Annotated in this window: 17 protein-coding genes and 1 pseudogene; 11 read left to right on the top strand and 7 right to left on the bottom strand. The window is 61.5% G+C overall.

From position 1 onward, the window contains the following. Positions 1-12: 12 nt before the first annotated feature. From FEZ63_RS16050 to FEZ63_RS16025, 6 genes are all read right to left on the bottom strand, one after another. Positions 13-993: an ornithine cyclodeaminase family protein gene (locus FEZ63_RS16050; RefSeq protein WP_150946275.1), complete on the bottom strand. Its 981-nt coding sequence runs from the start codon at positions 991-993 to the stop codon at positions 13-15. Beyond that, positions 990-2246 carry an NAD(P)/FAD-dependent oxidoreductase gene (locus tag FEZ63_RS16045; RefSeq protein ID WP_150946274.1) on the bottom strand — a complete coding sequence of 419 codons (1257 nt, stop codon included), beginning with the start codon at positions 2244-2246 and terminating at the stop codon, positions 990-992. Before FEZ63_RS16045 ends, FEZ63_RS16050 begins: the two co-directional genes overlap by 4 nt. After that, positions 2243-3415, bottom strand: coding sequence for an NAD(P)/FAD-dependent oxidoreductase (locus FEZ63_RS16040; RefSeq protein WP_150946272.1), 1173 nt, complete (start codon positions 3413-3415; stop codon positions 2243-2245). Before FEZ63_RS16040 ends, FEZ63_RS16045 begins: the two co-directional genes overlap by 4 nt. Continuing rightward, complete coding sequence (locus FEZ63_RS16035; RefSeq protein WP_150946270.1) at positions 3412-4779, bottom strand: FAD/NAD(P)-dependent oxidoreductase; 1368 nt, start codon at positions 4777-4779, stop codon at positions 3412-3414. Before FEZ63_RS16035 ends, FEZ63_RS16040 begins: the two co-directional genes overlap by 4 nt. Next, positions 4772-5089, bottom strand: a complete 318-nt coding sequence (locus FEZ63_RS16030) for a (2Fe-2S)-binding protein (protein WP_244622827.1) — start codon at positions 5087-5089, stop codon at positions 4772-4774. The genes FEZ63_RS16035 and FEZ63_RS16030 overlap by 8 nt, the downstream gene beginning before the upstream one ends. A gap of 125 nt (positions 5090-5214) precedes the next feature. Continuing rightward, positions 5215-6030, bottom strand: a complete 816-nt coding sequence (locus tag FEZ63_RS16025; RefSeq protein WP_244622826.1) for an IclR family transcriptional regulator — start codon at positions 6028-6030, stop codon at positions 5215-5217. Between the two features lie 116 nt (positions 6031-6146). On the opposite strand from FEZ63_RS16025, the gene FEZ63_RS16020 reads away from it, so the two are divergent. The 6 genes from FEZ63_RS16020 (at position 6147) to FEZ63_RS15995 (ending at position 13583) form a co-directional block, all read left to right on the top strand. After that, positions 6147-6917: an enoyl-CoA hydratase/isomerase family protein gene (locus FEZ63_RS16020; RefSeq protein WP_150946268.1), complete on the top strand. Its 771-nt coding sequence runs from the start codon at positions 6147-6149 to the stop codon at positions 6915-6917. Between the two features lie 65 nt (positions 6918-6982). After that, on the top strand, positions 6983-8050 hold the full coding sequence (locus tag FEZ63_RS16015) for an ABC transporter substrate-binding protein (protein ID WP_150946266.1): 1068 nt from the start codon (positions 6983-6985) through the stop codon (positions 8048-8050). A 14-nt stretch (positions 8051-8064) separates the two neighbouring features. Continuing rightward, a complete protein-coding gene (locus tag FEZ63_RS16010; RefSeq protein WP_150946264.1) occupies positions 8065-9144 on the top strand; it encodes an ABC transporter ATP-binding protein in 1080 nt (359 codons plus the stop codon). Further along, positions 9141-10901, top strand: a complete 1761-nt coding sequence (locus FEZ63_RS16005; RefSeq protein WP_150946262.1) for an ABC transporter permease subunit — start codon at positions 9141-9143, stop codon at positions 10899-10901. The genes FEZ63_RS16010 and FEZ63_RS16005 overlap by 4 nt, the downstream gene beginning before the upstream one ends. A 23-nt stretch (positions 10902-10924) precedes the next feature. Beyond that, positions 10925-12454 carry a class I adenylate-forming enzyme family protein gene (locus tag FEZ63_RS16000; RefSeq protein ID WP_150946261.1) on the top strand — a complete coding sequence of 510 codons (1530 nt, stop codon included), beginning with the start codon at positions 10925-10927 and terminating at the stop codon, positions 12452-12454. A gap of 49 nt (positions 12455-12503) precedes the next feature. Continuing rightward, positions 12504-13583, top strand: a complete 1080-nt coding sequence (locus FEZ63_RS15995) for a hypothetical protein (protein WP_150946259.1) — start codon at positions 12504-12506, stop codon at positions 13581-13583. Positions 13584-13616: 33 nt separating this feature from the next. Here FEZ63_RS15995 and hutX read toward each other — a convergent pair whose 3' ends face one another. Beyond that, positions 13617-14168, bottom strand: a complete 552-nt coding sequence (gene hutX / locus FEZ63_RS15990; RefSeq protein WP_150946257.1) for a heme utilization cystosolic carrier protein HutX — start codon at positions 14166-14168, stop codon at positions 13617-13619. 14 nt (positions 14169-14182) lie between these two features. Between hutX and FEZ63_RS15985 the strand changes: the two are divergent. The 5 genes and pseudogenes from FEZ63_RS15985 to FEZ63_RS15965 form a co-directional block, all read left to right on the top strand. After that, positions 14183-14620, top strand: a pseudogene (locus FEZ63_RS15985) (iron chelate uptake ABC transporter family permease subunit); the annotation flags it as partial. Between the two features lie 53 nt (positions 14621-14673). Next, a complete protein-coding gene (locus FEZ63_RS15980; RefSeq protein ID WP_150946253.1) occupies positions 14674-15000 on the top strand; it encodes an ATP-binding cassette domain-containing protein in 327 nt (108 codons plus the stop codon). Positions 15001-15163: 163 nt separating this feature from the next. Beyond that, positions 15164-15721, top strand: coding sequence for a DUF1003 domain-containing protein (locus FEZ63_RS15975; protein ID WP_201274179.1), 558 nt, complete (start codon positions 15164-15166; stop codon positions 15719-15721). A gap of 186 nt (positions 15722-15907) precedes the next feature. After that, positions 15908-16894: an MDR/zinc-dependent alcohol dehydrogenase-like family protein gene (locus tag FEZ63_RS15970; RefSeq protein ID WP_244622825.1), complete on the top strand. Its 987-nt coding sequence runs from the start codon at positions 15908-15910 to the stop codon at positions 16892-16894. Beyond that, positions 16891-17916 carry a Gfo/Idh/MocA family protein gene (locus tag FEZ63_RS15965; protein WP_150946249.1) on the top strand — a complete coding sequence of 342 codons (1026 nt, stop codon included), beginning with the start codon at positions 16891-16893 and terminating at the stop codon, positions 17914-17916. Before FEZ63_RS15970 ends, FEZ63_RS15965 begins: the two co-directional genes overlap by 4 nt. Positions 17917-17922 lie beyond the last annotated feature (6 nt).

Genomic DNA, 17922 nt, shown 5'->3' with positions numbered 1-17922 from the left:
TTGCCCCGCGTTTCAACGGATGAGCCGTTGGCCGATGGACTTGGCCTCGGCGGCGGCAAAGACACGCGCGGCGACGGCAAGATCCGCGAGACCGACGCCTCTGAAAATGAACATGGCGCGCTGCTCGTTGTCTGCGCGACCGGGTTTGGCTTGGCTCGCCAACTCGGCAAGGTCGGCATCGAAGCTGCCGATGCGACCGAGTTCCGGCGAGATCGGCGGGCTTTCGTGCTGCTGTGCGTGATCGTCAGTTACCAGGATTTCCAATCGCCGAAGATCGTGCGGCTGCCATGAACGCGCGATATCGACCGCCGACAGGAAGGAGCCGGGTGCGAGCCAGGCCGGATCCAGAAACGGCGCGAGGCCCGAACTCATCGGAACAGTCGTCACAATGACATCGCTGTTGCGGATTGCCGTCTCCGCGTCGTCACTGACGGTTCCGTTCCATCCGCTCTCTTGCGCCTCCTGGACGAGAGCTTCGGCCGAACGACGGGTCCGGCTGTAGGCCCTGATCTCGGACAAACCGGGAAGCACCGCTTTCATGGCGGCGATGTGGAAGCGCGCCTGCAGGCCGCATCCAATCAGACCCAATGTGCGGCTTGTCGGCAGGGCCAGGTATTGCGCCGCCGCAGCAGACATGGCTGCGGTCCGGACAGCGGTGATCACATTGCCGTCGAGCAATCCGACGAGGCGACCACTGGCAAAATCGTTCAGAGCGATCACCGCGTGAATGCCGGGCAGTTCTGAGCTCGGCGAAGCGGGGGCCATGCCGAGCCATTTGTTCGCCGCGAAGCCTGACTCTTCCCACGCGGAACAGAGCGTCTGGAAAGAATGGCCCGGGCCGATTTCAAGGGTCAGTTTCGGCTTGGCTATGATCCGCTTCTCGTGGTGGGCGCGGAACGCCTCCAGGACGGCCTCGCGGGCCTCGTTCGGATCAAGGTCGATGGCGGCGATATCGGCCGCATTGAGGTAGAGGAAAGTTTGATCGTCTCTCATCGGAACCGCCGAACAGAGAAAGGCTTCGGGTCGATGGCCGGGCTTTTTCCGCCGGCCAGATCGACCAGCAGTCGCGCCGAAACGGGCGCCATGCAAATGCCGCTGTGCCCGTGCCCGAAGCCATGGAGGATATCCGCGCAGGCGGTCGAGGGCCCGATGCAAGGCAGCCCATCCGGCGTCGAAGGTCGATGCCCCATCCATCGCTTGATGCGTGCCGGGTCGCGCTCGATCGAGGGGAAGACACGCGCCAGATGATCGAGCAGAATTTCAGCGCGCCGCCAGTCCGGCGCCGCTTTTATGCCACCCAGTTCGACCTGGCCGGCGACGCGCAAGCCACTGTCTGTCATGGTCAATCCCATCTTGCCGTCGCTTGGCATGACCGGATGCTGAGGCACGTATTCCGGATCAGCCACCACGACGTGATAGCCGCGCTCGCTCTCGATCGGCACTGCGTCGCCGGCCTTGTGCGCCAGCTCCTTGGAGTGAATACCCGCACAGATGAGCGCCCGATTACAGGAGACCTCTCCGTCGTCGGTGGTAACTGCCACAAGGCGTTCGCCTTCGACACGAAAATCTGTGGCACGCGCCCGCAGGAGTGTCGCCCCGAGACTTACGGCGTGTTTCACGATGCCAGCAACGAACGCGCCCGGATCCGACAGATTGGCTCCGTCTTTGAGTAGCGCGCCGAAACCGTAGGCCGGACCAAGACCCGGTTCGAACCGACGCAGCGCCGGGCCATCCAATTCATCCCAGGTTAAGCCGAGTTCACGACGCAACCGCCACTCAAGCGCCTCCGCTTCGAAGTCGGTGCGTGACGGGTAGACGTAGAGAAGCCCGCGATGATGGAGAAGATGGCTGAGGCCGGCCTCATCGGCGAGAGCGCGGTAACGTGATATGGCCGTCGCGACCAGCGTCCTTCGCGCACGAGCTGTCGCCTGGACTTTCGAGACCGTCGATCCGGCACGTACGAACCGGATGAGCCAAGGCAGGACTTTCGGAAGATAGCTCCAGCGGATCGAGAATGGACCTTCCGGATCGAGAAGATAGCCGGGGATCTTGCGCCACAAGCCGGGCGTCGAGACCGGAAGCACCGTCCCCTCGGATATCCACGCGGCGTTGCCGTAGCTGGCGGCCTGTTCGCCTCCCGGAGAATCAGGATCGATGATGATGACATGATGGCCGTCGCGCACCGCCTCGAGGGCGGAAATCGCACCGACGATGCCAGCGCCGATGACGGCGACGCGAAGCGTCATGGAGTCTTCCTCACCGCATCGAATTCACGCTTGAATTTGTCGCTCACTTCAATCTCCTGCTGGAACCGACCGATCGCGAAAGGGGAAAGCGGCGTTTCGGTGTGGCCATCGACGATGATCTCACTCAGGCACAGACCGACGCCCGGCCCGATCTGGAATCCATGGCCGCAAAAGCCGAACGCGTGAATGAGACCGGGCGTCGTCTCACTCTGTCCGATCACCGGCAGCATGTCCGGAAGGTATCCCTCGATGCCCGACCAGACGCGGATGACATGACATGATCGAAGGGCCGGAACCACTTCGGCAAGGCATTCCATCGCCGCAAGTGTCTTGACCGGCGGGACCGGCGCTCGATTGAGGATTGGGTCCGCTGCCGTCCGCGGGTAACCCGCGAGGATGACGTTTCCGCGCGGGATCTGCCGCGCAATGACCGAGCCGTCGACCGTCTGCACGGATGGCGTGATGAAATAGGGGAAAGGTTCGGTGACGAATTGCGGCGGTCCCGCGGGGAAGAGCGGCGCCGTCTCCCCGAACCGTTCGGCGAATTCAAGCGCCCACGCACCGGCGGCATTGACCACGTGACCGCATTCCACCTGAAGGTCGGTGTCGGTATCGACATGGAATGTGTCGCCGGATTTTCGCACCTCCCGAACGGCGCAATGTTCAACCACCGTAACGCCCAAGGACTTCGCGACGCGCGCGACGGCCGGCGTGACGAGCCGCGGGTTCGCTGTCGCGTCTCGCGCCGAATAGGTGGCGGCGATGACCTTCCTGCCGAGCCAGGGAAAACGACGTTTCAGCTGAGCTCGATCAAGATGCTCGATACGAATGCCGTATGATTCCGACACTTCCGCGTAATGATCTATCTTATCCCGTTCCGCCTCGTCGAATGCGCAATACAGGTGCCCCGTGGCGTCGAACTCGCAGGAATCGCCGATCAAATCCTCAAGCCGTTCCCACAGATCCTGGGCACGAAGGGAGAGGGGGTATTGGCCGGGAAACCGGCCCTGCAACCTCAGATTCCCGAAATTCGTGCCACTCGATTGCGCGCCGACAACACCCTTCTCGATCAATACGACGCGCTTGCCGCGACGTGCGAGAAAATAGGCCGTCCATGAGCCGATCAGACCGCCGCCCAGCACTGCAACATCGGCGATAAGCCGGGTCATTCTGCCAGAGTCCTTGCAACCGAGAGCGGGATCGGCTTGACCGGCGCTTGAACGCGCAGACGGCCCGCAGCCTCGATCGGAATACCCGCATGGCTGGCAACCAGTTCCTGGAGTGCGGGCCCGCAGACGCGTCCCTGGCAGCGCCCCATGCCGCACCGCGTTATGGCCTTGACGCGGTTGACCTCGATGGGGCCAAGCGCCTGATCCATGGCCCGCCGGATCTCGCCGACGCTCACATTCTCGCAACGACAAAGCGCGACATCGTCACTGAGATCTTTGACGCGATTTGCAGGCCACACAAAGGCGCGGGCGAGAGCGCGCTGGAACCGGCGCAAGCGAAATACCCGCCGCCGCAAACCGCGCGCAACGCTGCGAGCGTGCACTATTCCGAGATCGGACAGGACGGCTCGGGCCGCAAGTTCACCACTGGCTTCGGCCGCATCCGCACCGCCGATAACAACGCTGTCTCCTGCCAGATAGAGTGAACGCCCAGCACGTCCATCAGCGTCGATCTTCGGCAGCCACAGTCTCGATGTCGCGTCGAACCGCATCTCTGCACCCGCCAGCTCCGCCAGTTGGGCCTCTGGTTTCAAGCCGTAACCCAATGCGACCGCATCGCAGGCAAAACGCCGCTCGCGCCCACGGCAGTCGCGCACGATGATGGCTTCGACACGGGATTTGCCCTCGATCCTGAGCAGTGTCACCCCGTGCAGCATCGGGGTGCCCGCGCGCATTAACGATGTGAGATAGGATATGCCCCGCATCATCGTCCGCGGCGCGGCGGCGAGTTGTGGCGCTGCCCTCACCTTGGCCCCGAGCGGCGTCGTATCGCAGACGGCGACGACGTCGGCTCCCAACTTCCGATACTGCAACGCCGCCAGGTTAAGCAACGGCGATGAGCCGCAGAAGGCAACGCGGCGACCGATGAAGCAACCCTGGTCCTTCAGGCTAACCTGCGCGCCGCCAAGAGCGAAGACGCCGGGCAATGTCCAGCCCGGCAGCGGCATGATGCGGTCCATCGCTCCGGTCGCAAGAATGAGAGCATCAAACGAAACGGTCGACGAACCCTCATCGGTCGCCACATGAAGGGTCTTTCCCTCTATGGCCCATACGAGGGTGCCTGGCCGATATTCGATTTGGTCGCGGATCGACGCGAAGGCGGCTTGCAGCGCGTGGTACTTGGCAGCCTCGCCTCCCATCAGCGCGTCCATATCGAGCCTCAGGCCCGGCGAAGGCGCACGATAGCCTTGGCCGCCGACATTCCTCGCCTCATCAAGCAAAACCGGCCGCAGCCGGTGGGCCGCGAGCATGCAGGCGGCCCGGATGCCAGCAGGGCCGCCGCCGACCACCACGACGTTAGACATTCCTGATTTCCGCCAGTGCCGGAGGCGTGGTGCGCACGCCAAGTCCGGCGACAGCCGCCGTTGTGCATGCCCGCACATGTCGGCCGTCATCCAGCCAAACCCAACAATCCTGACACGCTCCCATCAGGCAGAAGCCTGCTCGGGGCTCTCCGCCGAATTCCAGCCGCCGGAGGAGTGATGCGTTCGTCAGGATTGCCGCGAGGAGAGAATCGCCCGCACGCGCTGTCATGGGAGAGCCGTCGATAGTGAACTCGATCGAGCCCCCGTCCCGGTCAACCGCGCGGACAAACAATCCTGGTCGTTCGTCCATGGAAGCAGCGCCCATCCTCGGCATCGCCTATCCTTTGCTAGTCCTCAGACGGGCTCAAGTTATCGTATTGCAATAACAATTGTCATACATTGGTATTTCTTCTGACAACCCGTCAAGCTGCGCCGTCAAGCCCCCGAAATTGCACGGGCCGCGGCTACCACCAGGGGCGCGAAACGGAGGATCACGTCCTCGCGCGAGTAGCGCGAGCAGGAGACGGCCACGTTGACCGCTCCTTGCGGCCTTCCCCCGGCATCGAGGATCGGCGCCGCCACCGAGGCATCGCCGAGATAAAACTCCTCGAAGGCGGTCGCATATCCCTGTTTGGCTGAAGCGCGGAGTTTCGCCAGCACGTCGTCCCGTTGCCAGGTTGTAAACGCCGTGTGCGGGACGAGATCGGACCGATCGACGATGCTCATCGCCTCGTCCTCTGGCAGACGCGAAAGGATCGCGATGCCCGGTGCAGTGCAATAGGCCGGCATCCGGGTTCCTATGACGACATCAGTATTCAGCATGTGCCGGCTCATGAAGCGCGACACGAAGATGATCTGCGTGTCGTCGAGAAGCGTAAGGTTGACCGTCTCCTCGGTTTCCTTGCTCAGGTGCATCAGGTAGGGCATCGCCACGTTCACCAGCCGTTGCCCGCTCAAGAAATAATAACCTAGATCGAGAGTCCTGGGCGTCAGCTCAAACCGTTTCGTGTCGCCGTCCTTGCGCAGGTAGCCGAGCCGCATCAGCGTGTGGGTGAAGCGCTGGGCGGAGCTTACGTCCATCTTCGTGGCGGCCGCGACCTGGGACAGACTCAGGGTCCTCTGCTGGCCCCCGAAGGCCGACAACACCCTGAACGCCTTCTCCACCGACATCACCATCAAGGGGTCCGCGCTCTTTGCGCGTGTCGATGTTTTCGTCGCGACCCGCGACTTGATTTTCGTGTCCGCCCGCATGGGTCCCCCTGTCGGCCGTGTCGGTAACGTTGCGGAAACTCGTTGACAATCGACTCGACCGATTGTTCAATAGATTTTATTGGAATGCAATAAGAACTGTCGGAAGGAAACCCACCATGGCTCAAATGGTCCTGAGCGAAATTCGCGGCGCGGTCGGGGTGGTGACGCTCAACCGACCGGAAGTTCTGAACGCCTGGAATGCCGAAATGCGCTCTCAGCTTGTGGAAGCGTTCGACGCCATGGAGGCTAACGAGGCCGTCCGTGCGGTTATCCTCACCGGTGCCGGCGACCGGGCCTTCGGGGCTGGACAGGATCTCAACGAAACGAAGACGTTCGATCCTGACCGCGCCGAATTGTGGATCGGCGAATGGGAGCGGCTTTACACGCGCATCCGATCGCTTTCGAAGCCGATTGTCGCCGCACTCAACGGCGTGGCTGCAGGTTCCGCCTTCCAGGTCGCGCTCCTCTGTGACATCCGCATCGGTCATGCGGGGGTCACCATGGGCCAGCCCGAGATCAATTCGGGGATCGCAAGCACCACTGGCCCCTGGATCATGCGCGAGATCATCGGCCTCGGCCGCACCATCGACCTGACGCTGACCGGCCGCATGATGGACGCGGACGAATGTGTTAGAATTGGCGTCATGAACCGCATGGTTCCCAAGGAGAACGTGATGAGCGAGGCGCTCGCCCTCGCGTCGGACCTCGCAACCAAGCCTCCCGTTGCGATGCGGCTGAACCGTCAGCGTTTCCGCGAAGTCACCGAGGCCGGATTTCGTGACTGTCTGGCGGCCGGCATCCGCAACCAGCGCGAAGCCTATGCCACCGGCGAGCCGGCCCGAATGATGGAAGAATTCCTGGCTAAACGAGCGGCAAGGAAAGGCTGAAGACGTTTCCACCCAATCGACCGAGGGAAAGCAGGCACGATCTGCAGAAGAGAGAGGAAGAGGACATGACGAAAAAATCGTTCGAGCTGACTCGTCGCGGTTTGCTGACCGCAGCCGGCGGCATGGCTGTCGCAGGGATCGGAGCGCCGGCCTTGATCGGTCGTGCTCATGCGGCAACGCAGTTGACCGTTGCTGATCCGGGCGGGCCATTCGGGCCGGCTTTTCGCAAGGCGTTCTACGATCCTTTTGAAAAAGCCACCGGCAACAAGATCGTCAACGTCGCTCGCGAAGCCGAACCGACCGCGCAGTTCAAGGCAATGGTCGATACGAAGTCCTACACATGGGACGTCTGCACGCTGACGCTTTCTGCACGAGACATTCTGACCAAGCAAGGCTTGTTAGAGCCCATCGATTTCAGCCATGCGGACGTCCCGCAGCTGATGCCGGAAGCAATCTCGTCGAACTGGATGGGAACAGACGTTTATTCCACGGTCTTCGCCTATCGCACCGATCGCGTAAAGAATCCTCCCACGAGTTGGACCGATTTCTTCGACGTCCAGAAGTTTCCCGGTCGTCGCTCCCTCCGCAAAAACCCGATCGACTCGCTCGAACAGGCTTTACTCGCTGACGGCGTTCCCCTCGACAAGCTTTACCCACTCGACATCGAGCGTGCCTTCAAGAAGCTCGACGCCATCAAGCCGCATATCGCGGTGTGGTGGACGGGTGGCGCGCAATCGACCCAGCTTCTGCAAAGTGGCGAAGTCGACATCATTTCCGGCTGGAACGCCCGTTTCCAGGCGGCAATCGACGGCGGCACGCCGGCCAAGATCGTGTGGAACCAAGGCCTCTATTCTCTCGAAGGATGGAGTATTCCAAAGGGCTGCCCGCGCGCCGATGTGGCCCGACAGTTTGTCAGGTTCTGTAGCGACGCCGAACGGCAGGCAATCTTCACGGAGATCCTGGCTTACGGCCCGACCAATCTCGATGCCTACAAGACCATCCCGGCCGCTCGCGCCGCGAACCTGCCGACGTCGCAGGAGAACCTGAAGAAGATGGCTATCGCCAACGAGGATTGGTGGAGCGCCAATCGATCCGCCGTCACCGAGCGCTTCAACAGTTGGCTTCTGTCGTAACAAGAGGAATTCCGGTGGCGAAAAATTCGACCTCAACTGGCCTTGCGCCACCGAAGCTCGTGGTCGAGGGCCTGTGCAAGCGATACGGCAAGGTCGCGGCACTCGAACCCACGCAACTGAGTGTTCCGAGCGGCGAATTTCTGACGCTGCTCGGACCCTCGGGGTCCGGCAAGACGACCCTGCTCCAACTCGTCTGCGGTCTCGTCGAAGCGACAGAAGGAAAGGTCTTCATCGACGGGCAGGATCAGTCGGACACTCCCGTCTATCAGCGTGACATCGGGCTGGTCTTTCAGCACTACGCCCTGTTTCCGCATTTGACGGTGTCCGAGAACATCGCGTTTCCATTGAAGATGCGCAGGCAACCGGCGGCCGAGATCAAGACTCGGGTCTCGGACGCGCTGGATATGGTCCATCTCGGCCATCTCTCGGCGCGTTTCCCGCGTGAGCTTTCAGGCGGGCAGCAGCAGCGCGTGGCACTTGCCCGATGCTTCGTCTACCAGCCGTCCATCATTCTGATGGACGAACCGCTCGGCGCGCTGGACAAGAAGTTGCGCGACCACATGCAGATCGAGATCAAACGTTTGCATCGCGAAAGCGGCGCAACGATCATCTACGTGACGCACGATCAAGAGGAAGCGCTCGCACTCTCTGACCGCATCTGCCTGATGAATCACGCCCGCATCGAGCAACTCGGCACGCCGCACGATATCTATATGCGTCCCCGCTCGGCGTTCGCCGCCGATTTCATCGGCATCTCCAATATCCTCCGCGGCACCTTCGAGCGCAATGGCGGCGGGACGAAGTTGGTGACACCCCACGGCGCGTTTTATTTACCCGAAGGCATTGCAACAAACGGAGAAGGCGGCGGCCTGGTGGTTCGGCCTGAGCACCTCAGAATTGGTGCCGATTCCCCCAACACCCTCTGCGGCTCCGTCAAGGAGATCGTCTATGCCGGGTCCGAAACGCGCGTAATCGCTCAACTGACCGACGGTCACGAGATCATCCTTCGCCTCCCTCCGGGCCAGAGCGTGCCGCGCATGGGCGACACCATCTCGGCAAGTTGGGACAAAGACGTGGCGGCATTGGTTCCATGAGCACCCTCGTCGCCTCGCAGCCCAGAAGAAGCGTGTTGAAAGGCAGGTTTCTGCGTGCACACCCGCTCTGGTTGGCTGTTCCCGGTCTCGCATTTCTGCTGATCTTCTTCGCCTATCCGGTGGCGAGCCTTCTCTTTCTTAGCGTGACAGATACGGAAACCGGCAGTTGGAGCATCGCCTCGTTCGCGCGCATCGCGAACACCGATGTCTACCTTCGGGTGCTCGGCATCACTTTCAAGATTGCCGGCAACACCGCGCTCCTTTCCCTGCTGATCGGCTACCCCCTCGCCTATTGGATCGCCGGGCTGCCCGAGCGGTTTCGCAACCGCATGCTTCTTTTCGTCATGATCCCGTTCTGGACAAGCTACCTTGTCAAGACATTCGCCTGGATGATCATCCTCGGACGCAGCGGCGTCATCAACAACCTGTTGCTCGGCTCCGGCGTCGCCGAGCCGCTCCCGCTGCTGCACAACGAGTTCGGCGTGATGGTGGGTATGGTTCACGCCATGGTTCCCCTCGCCGCAATGACCATGCTCCCGGTTATGACGAGCATCGATCGTCGGCTGGTATCCGCGGCGCAAACGCTCGGATCGAGCCCGGCGCACGCGTTCTGGCTGGTTTATTTCAAGCTCTCGTTGCCGGGCGTGACGGCGGCCGGGCTGCTCGTCTTCATCTCGTCCCTCGGCTTCTTCATTGTTCCGGCCTTCCTCGGTGGGCGGCAGGAAACGATGTTGGCACAACTCATCATCACCCAGGTTTCCGAGTTGCTGAACTGGCCCTTCGCGGGCGCTCTCGCTGCCATGATGCTGGTGACCGCCCTCTTTGCTTGCTGGATCTACGATCGCATTTTCGGCATCTCCACGATCTCAGGTGGCGCGGTGGTCGAATCGACCGGTCGCATCCGCCTGATCGGGTTGAAGGTCTTGGAGATCGTCGCCGCCCTCGCCTCCCGCATCGCTGCTGCGGCCAGGCTGCTGTTCGGGAAGAAGATCACGGCCCTGTTCCTGCCGATCGTGTGTTGGTCGATCATCGCATTTCTTGTGGTGCCGACCCTCCTGGTTCTTCCGATGGGATTCACAAGTTCAGAGTTCCTGGAATTCCCGCCGCCTGGCTATTCCATGCGTTGGTTTGGAACCTATTTTTCTTCACCATTATGGACTTCGGCAACGCTGCGGTCTTTCGGCGTCGCTTTCGCTACGGCGATCGTCGCGACGGCAATCGGCGGGTTTGCTGCCCTTGCGCTTGCCAACAGCCGGAGCCGTTGGAGCGGTCTCATCTTCGCGTTCTTTCTCGCTCCGATGATTGTCCCACGCATCGTCATTGCCGTCGGCATGTTCTATCTTTTTGCGCAGATCGGCCTGGTGGCGTCCAATACAGGACTTGTGATCGGCCATACCGTTCTGGCGGTCCCCTTCACGCTCGTGGCGATCTCCGCGGTGCTGAAGAACTACGACATGCGACTGGACCAAGCCGCCGCAACACTCGGCGCAAGTCGTGTCCGGACTTTGGTGTCGGTCACAATCCCCATGATAAAAGGCGGATTGATTGCGGCATTCCTGTTTGCATTCATCACCTCCTTCGACGAGTTGACGATCGCGATCTTCGTCAGTGGTGGGCTGAAAACCACCCTGCCCAAGCAAATGTGGGACGACATGATCCTTCAGCTGAACCCGACGCTGGCGGCCGTATCCGTGGTCGTGTTCGTGCTCGTGACCACCCTCCTCCTTCTCGCCGAACGCTTCCGCCGTTCGGCTTGATTTGAATACTTCGAGAGACTCCGATGACATTCGACGATGAAGGTTTTGTCGACCTGCTCCATGCTCGCGCCGTGGCCGATCCCGAAGGGATCTATGCGAAGTTCAACGGCGACCCGATCACGTTCGCGCAACTCGATCGCGAGTCGTCGGCTTTCGCGGCTTTCCTTCGCCGCGAGGGTTATCGGCCGGGCGATCACGTCGCCGTCATGATGCGTAACAGCGTTCCGGCGCTCTCGGCTATTTTTGGACTCGCAAAGGCTGGCATCGTGTGGATTCCGGTCAACGCTCAGCAGCGGGGAGAAGGCCTGCGGTACCTTCTGGAACATTCTCGTCCCGGTCTGGTGATAGCTGACGCCGATCTCGCACCGCTCGCGCGGGAAGCTCTGGGGAATCCGGCGCCTCCCGTTCTTGTCAATGACACCGATGCAATATCCGACTCGCTCGCGGATGCGCTTCGAGGAACATCCGCGTTTTCCGAGCGAACGCCTGCTGCCGATGCTCCGTTTGCGATCATGTACACATCGGGAACGACAGGCCGCCCCAAAGGCGCCGTCGTGTCGCACAGGATGCTGCGTCTAGCGAGCGAAGCTGTCGGCCTCGTCTCAGCCGCCACGCCGGGGGACGTCTTTTTCGTGTGGGAGCCGCTTTATCATATTGGCGGTGCGCAACTCCTGCCATTGCCGATGATTCGTAACATTCGCCTTGCCATGGTCGATCGCTTCAGCGCCAGCCGCTTCTGGCAACAGACGGTTGCGGAAGGCGCCACGCATATCCACCACCTCGGCGGAATTCTGCAAATTCTCCTGAAACAGCCGCCATCGGACCTCGACCGTAAGCACGGCGTCAAGATTGCGTGGGGCGGCGGCTGCCCACCGGATGTATGGGGCCAATTCCAGGACCGTTTCGGCATCCAGATCCGCGAATGCTATGGCATGACGGAAGCTTCGAGCATCACCACCTATAACAACACCGGCCTCGTCGGCTCTGTCGGTCGACCCATGCCGTGGTTCACTGTCGAGCTTCTGGATGAAACCGGCGCCCGGGTACCGATCGGCGAGCGCGGTGAGATCGTCGTTCGCACCTCCCGAAAAGGAGCTTTGTTCCCCGGCTATTTCGACAACCCGGAGGCGACCGCGAAGACGTTGCGTGGTGGGGCTCTTTACACCGGCGATCTCGGATCGTTCGACGATCAGGGAAACCTTTACTTCCATGGTCGCATGACCGACAGCGTGCGTTGCCGTGGCGAGAACGTCTCGGCCTGGGAGGTCGAGCACGTGGCTGCGGATTTCCCGGATGTGGAGGATTGCGCGATGGTGGGCGTTTCAACGGATATCGGCGAACAGGACATCAAGCTCTTCGTAAAGCCGAAGGCTGGTCATCGCGTCGATCCCGAAAAGATGTCGGCGTGGCTTGGCGAGAGGCTCGCGCCCTACCAGAACCCCCGCTACATCGCGGTGGTCGACGAATTCGAGCGCACGGTCAGCCAACGCATCATGAAGCACAAGCTCTCGACACGCAGCGACGATTGCTGGGATCGGATGGCGTCGCGTTAATTTCACTGAGGCAATAGCGATAAGAGCTTGTATCGGCAGGAGAAGAGAGATGGTCGAATCATGTGACGTGCTGGTCTCCGGAACTGGCAGCTTCGCCGCTCGTATCGTCTTCGATATCGCCGCTACCGCGAAGAAGCCCGTCGAGGGTGTCATCGCCGGGCGCAATCGGGAACGCTTGAACTGGCTCGTGACGGCAGCAAATGCCCGAGCATCGATCTTTGGCTGTCCTGCCCGCTTTCGCGGTTTGGAAGTTGATCTCCTTGAACCTGCGGCGCCGGCGCGAATGATCGCAGAAACCGAGCCGAAGGTGATCGTCCAGGCAGCGTCCGTCCAGACTTCGGCTGTTATCGCGACGACGGGCGACGCATGGTCTGATCTGGTTCGCAAGGGTGGCTTGAGCGCCACGGCTGTCTCACAGGCGCTGATTTCGTCCCGTGTTGCTCATGCGATCACAGCAAGCGGGCGGGCGATCGCATTGATCAACTGTTCGTTCCCCGATGTGGTCAATGGCATCATTACTTCGTCGGGGCACGCTGTCGTCAGCGGCATGGGAAATGTCGCCATCCTGTCGGCAGTTTTTGCCGGCGCTCACCAGATCGATCGTGATCGCATTAAACTTCTGGCGCATTACCAGAATCTCGCGCCGTTCAGGGCGAAGGCGAGCGAGCGCGCGGGGAAGCCGCCGCGCGTCTGGATCGATGGGCGCGAGATCCCCGACGTCTATGGCGAATTCACGGATGTAAAACTTACGCCGGAGCCTGTCATCGACATTTCCGGTGCAAGCGGCGTCCCCCTGGTCCTTGCCTTGGCCCAGGATGACCCGTGGGAGGGTCACGCCCCTGGTCCTAACGGCCTTCCTGGCGGCTACCCGGTTCGGTTGCGGGACGGCGCGCTTGATCTCGATCTCCCGCCGAACTTGCCTTGGAAAGAAGCGATCGCCTGGAACAGCGCCTTCGAGGCGGAGAAGGGCCTCGTCGTCGAACCGGACGGAACCGCCCGGTATACGGGAGAGCTGCACGACGCGTTGAGGGCCCACTCACCCGAGCTCGCGAGGGGATTCCACGTCAGCGATCTTGAAGCGGTCTACAAGGACATGCAGGCCTTGCGCGAAAGACTCGAGCGCCGCTGATGCGCTCGATACCGGTGTTCCGGTCCGCTCCATTCAGAATTCGGCGAAATGGGCATGCTGCGACAACATCTCACGCAGTGCTTCGAATCGTGCGACCTGATCCCCCTTGAGGCTCCGGTCGCCGTTCCGGCCGACGAAGATCTTGAACATGGCCTCGCCGTCTATGTTGATGAAATGCACCGGGCAGGAGCGTTTTCCAAAAAACGGTCGATCGACAAAATAGATCGAGCGACAACGCTCTGCCTTGAGATGTCCGCTTAGGGGGCTTTCCCCGCGAACGTTGAAGTAGCCCCGACCCGCTGACTCCGGCGGTATTGCCCCGCTGCACTCGAACACGCCGTCTCGCGTATGAACGATAAAGGTCATTTCACCCCACTCCGTCATATCGCGCCAAGCCTGTTCAAACAGGCTTCCGTCTGCCGCAATCGCCATGCCGGCCGGCAGAGAGTCGACTACGCGTTGCAGCGGCACATTATGATCGGCCGCGACGACCTCCAGAACACCATCGGACTTCGCCTCAAGTCCCTGCCTGATCGAAGCCTCCGTGGTGCAGGATACGGACGTTTGGGACAACGGCCGCATCATCAACCCTCTCATTCCTCGTGGGCGTTTCGGCCGGAGCGGCGCTTGCGGCGGCGGCGACGATCACCCTCGGGGACACGCTCCTTGCTCCACTCATCGGTCCCATTCCGTTTGGCGCGTTGCCGGTAGGTGCTTTCCTCGGCGGCCTGTTAACAACTTGGCCGCTCTATCTGGTTGCAACGCGGGGCGGACGCACATCCATCGCGACGATGCTTCTCGCGGGGGTTGCCTTCGGCGCGGTGGCGGGCGCCGTCATGGGGCTCTTCTCTTACCTCAGCAACGACCGTCAATTACGCGACCTCGCATTCTGGTCGCTCGGCTCGCTTGGCGGCGCGACATGGACCAAGGTAACAGCCGTGTTCCCGCTTATCTTCCCAATGCTGCTCGCGACGCCATTTCTGGCGCGGGGCCTGAATGCCCTGGGGCTCGGAGAAGCAGAGGCGTACCACCTCGGCGCCAGCGGGTCCATTTCGCACGCGTGCTCGCGCAACTGAAAGCTGGACGAACAATGGAAGCACGCCAGGTGCTGTTTCTCGATGAGCCAACCGCCAGCCTCGACCTGAGACATCAGCTTGCATTGCTCCAGGAAGCTCGCCGCCTCACTGCGGAGGGTTTGACAATCGTTGCGGTTTTGCACGATCTCCAGCTTGCTGCCCACACGGCAGACGAGCTCGCGCTCATGTACGAGGGCCGTCTTCTCACGATAGGCCAAGCTGACGAGGTGTTGACGCCGGAGCGGCTTGACGGGTTCTTTGGGGTTCGTCTGGTGACGCAACGCCTTCCGCCGCCGCAATGGACCCTGCCCTGCCAACGGCCAAATCGCCGAAACAACTAAACGGCATGGCACAGAAGCGTGGCCTCGCGCCCGGGTTCGCCGTGCCAGCGCGCCGCTGCAACGAAGGTACGCTTCCCGCACGGGCTTGTGGGCTCCCTTGCCGTGTGAACCCTTCGCAAATGGCGGCGTTCACTTCCTGAAATGTTGATTTCGGGAGCGGATTGTGGGCCCTGCGGGTAGCAAGCACACCGAACCTCGCGGTGACAGTTCGGAAGGCTTCGCCACCGTCCTGAGCCGCAATATCAAGCTCTTGCGCAAGCGACGCGAAGAGGAGAAGCAGGCTGCGAGCCTGCAGGACAAGATCGCAGCGACCATAACCCAGTTCGCCGGCAGCATGACGTTCATTTATATTCACCTGGCTTTTGTTGGCGGGTGGACGTGGATCAATCTCGGGTGGCTGCCATCCATCCCGCCGTTCGATCCGACCTTCGTTATTCTCGCAACCGTGGCCTCGGTTGAGGCCATTTTCCTCTCCACGTTCGTGCTGATCAGTCAGAACAGGGACGCTGCCGCCGCGGAACGGCGAGCGGAGCTGGATCTCCAGACGAACCTCCTGTCCGAGCACGAGATCACCCGCCTCCTTTCCCTCACAATCGCCATCGCGCGGCATCTGCGTATCGATGAAGCGAGCGATCCGAGTTTGTCCGAGTTGGAACGGGATGTGGTCCCCGAGGAGGTGCTGGACAAGCTCGACGCGGAGGATCGTCGCTCTGCGCAATAGGCGCTCTCATCGGGGCACCTGCTCGGCACGTCCGCAACGCTCCTGAAGGATGGATGCTCACAGCGCTTCTTGAAGCGCTTGTTCGTTACTCTATTTCCGCAACCTCTATGTGCGGAGGAAGAATTGCGGAATCGACCAGGAGCAACCCACGGGATTCGTTCCACTGATCGTCGAGATGAAACCAGGATGACAGAGCCGGCAGCAATGCCCCGGACAATGAGAGCCGCAGTTCTGACCGGACCCGGCCGGTTAAAAATCGAGCCTGTGCGGATCCCCAAGCCTGGAACAGGACAGGTCCGAGTGCGGCTCGAAGGATGCGGCGTTTGCGCATCCAACCTCACCCCATGGGCCGGACCGGACTGGATGAGCTACCCAACTGAGGCCGGCTCATTGGGCCACGAAGGCTGGGGCATAATCGATGCCGTCGGCGAAGGCGTCGAGGGGCTCGGGATCGGCGACCGCGTCGCCGCTCTCTCGTACAAGAGTTATGCCGAATATGATGTCGCCGAGGCGGGTTCCGTGGTGCGGCTCCCCGCCTCGCTCGCGAGCCTGCCTTTCCCAGGAGAACCGCTTGGCTGCGCAATGAACATCTTCCGCCGCAGCAACATCAAAGCCGGACAAACAGTTGCGATCATCGGGATTGGCTTCCTCGGCGCCATCCTGACACAACTTGCAACGAATGCCGGGGCGCGGGTGATCGCCATTTCACGACGTTCTTTTTCGCTGGACATCGCCCGCACCATGGGTGCGGCGGAGACCATTCGGATGGAAGATCACAACGATATCATCGCGCGCCTCAAAGAGCTGACCGGCGGCGTTTTTTGCGACCTCGTCATAGAGGCAGTCGGAAAGCAGTGGCCGCTCGACTTGGCGGCGGAGATCACCCGGGAACGCGGACGATTGATCATTGCTGGTTATCATCAGGACGGTCCCCGGCAAATCAATATGTGGCTGTGGAACTGGCGTGGCCTGGACGTGATCAACGCGCATGAGCGCGATCCCAAAATTTACCTGCAGGGCATTCGTGAAGCCGTCGATGCCGTGGCGTCCGGACGCGTCGATCCACGCTCTCTCTACACGCATTTCTTCCCGCTTGAACGATTGGACGACGCACTCAACGCTACGCGCGACCGTCCTGAAGGATTTTTAAAAGCACTGGTGGTGTTCCGATGACGGAGGTTGTCGCCGGCTGGCAGCGTGAGGCACCGGGCACTCGGCCTCGCGTCGGTTTTCTCGGTGTGGGCTGGATCGGCCGACATCGAATGCAAGCGATCGTTGAAACAGGTGCCGTCGATGTGGCCGCTATTGCAGATCCATCAGCTGAAATGGCGGCCCAGGCGCAACAGGCAGCGCCCGATGCTGCCCTCGTCTCGACCCTTGACGAACTGCTGGACATCGGCGTGGACGGTGTCGTCATCGCGACCCCTAGTGCGCTGCATGCGCAACAGTCCATCCGCGCGCTCGAGGCTGGAGCAGCCGTGTTTTGCCAGAAACCGCTTGGGCGAACGGAGGCCGAAGTGCGAGCCGTTGTGAGCGCCGCTCGCAATGCAAATCGCCTCCTCGGCGTCGATCTATCCTATCGGTACACCGAAGGCATGCGCCAGATCCGCGAGCTCATCCGCTCCGGGCAACTTGGACGGATCTATGCCGTGGACCTGGCCTTTCACAATGCCTACGGACCAGACAAGCCATGGTTTTACGATCCCGCGCTTTCGGGCGGGGGCTGCGTGATGGACCTCGGTGTGCACATGGTTGACCTGGCGTTATGGGCGCTGGACTATCCGGGCGTGTCTCGTGTTAGCGGACACTTGTTCGCAGGCGGTGAGCGCTTGGGTCCGCGTCCCGACCGCGTGGAGGATTATGCCTTGGCGACTGTGGAGCTGGAAACGGCCGCCACCCTGCAGCTTGCCTGCTCATGGCGCCTGCAGGCGGGTTGCGATGCCCTGATTTCCGCTGCGTTCTACGGCACGGACGGCGGCGCGGCGTTTCGCAACGTGAACGGCTCCTTTTACGACTTCGTCGCCGAACGCTATCGTGCGACTGCTCGTGAGACCCTCTCAAGCCCACCGGACGCGTGGGGTGGCCGCGCGGCAGGCGAATGGGCAATGCGACTGGCTGGAGGAGAGAAGTTCGATCCCTCGGCTGATCATCTGATCGATGTGGCGCGCGTGCTCGATCGGGTCTACGGGCGCTGACGACAT

It is taken from the genome of Microvirga brassicacearum, from assembly GCF_008757455.1.
Classification (GTDB): Bacteria; Pseudomonadota; Alphaproteobacteria; order Rhizobiales; family Beijerinckiaceae; genus Microvirga; species Microvirga brassicacearum.
Note: the sequence above shows the minus strand (reverse complement) of the source record. Positions and strands in the feature narration are given on the sequence as shown.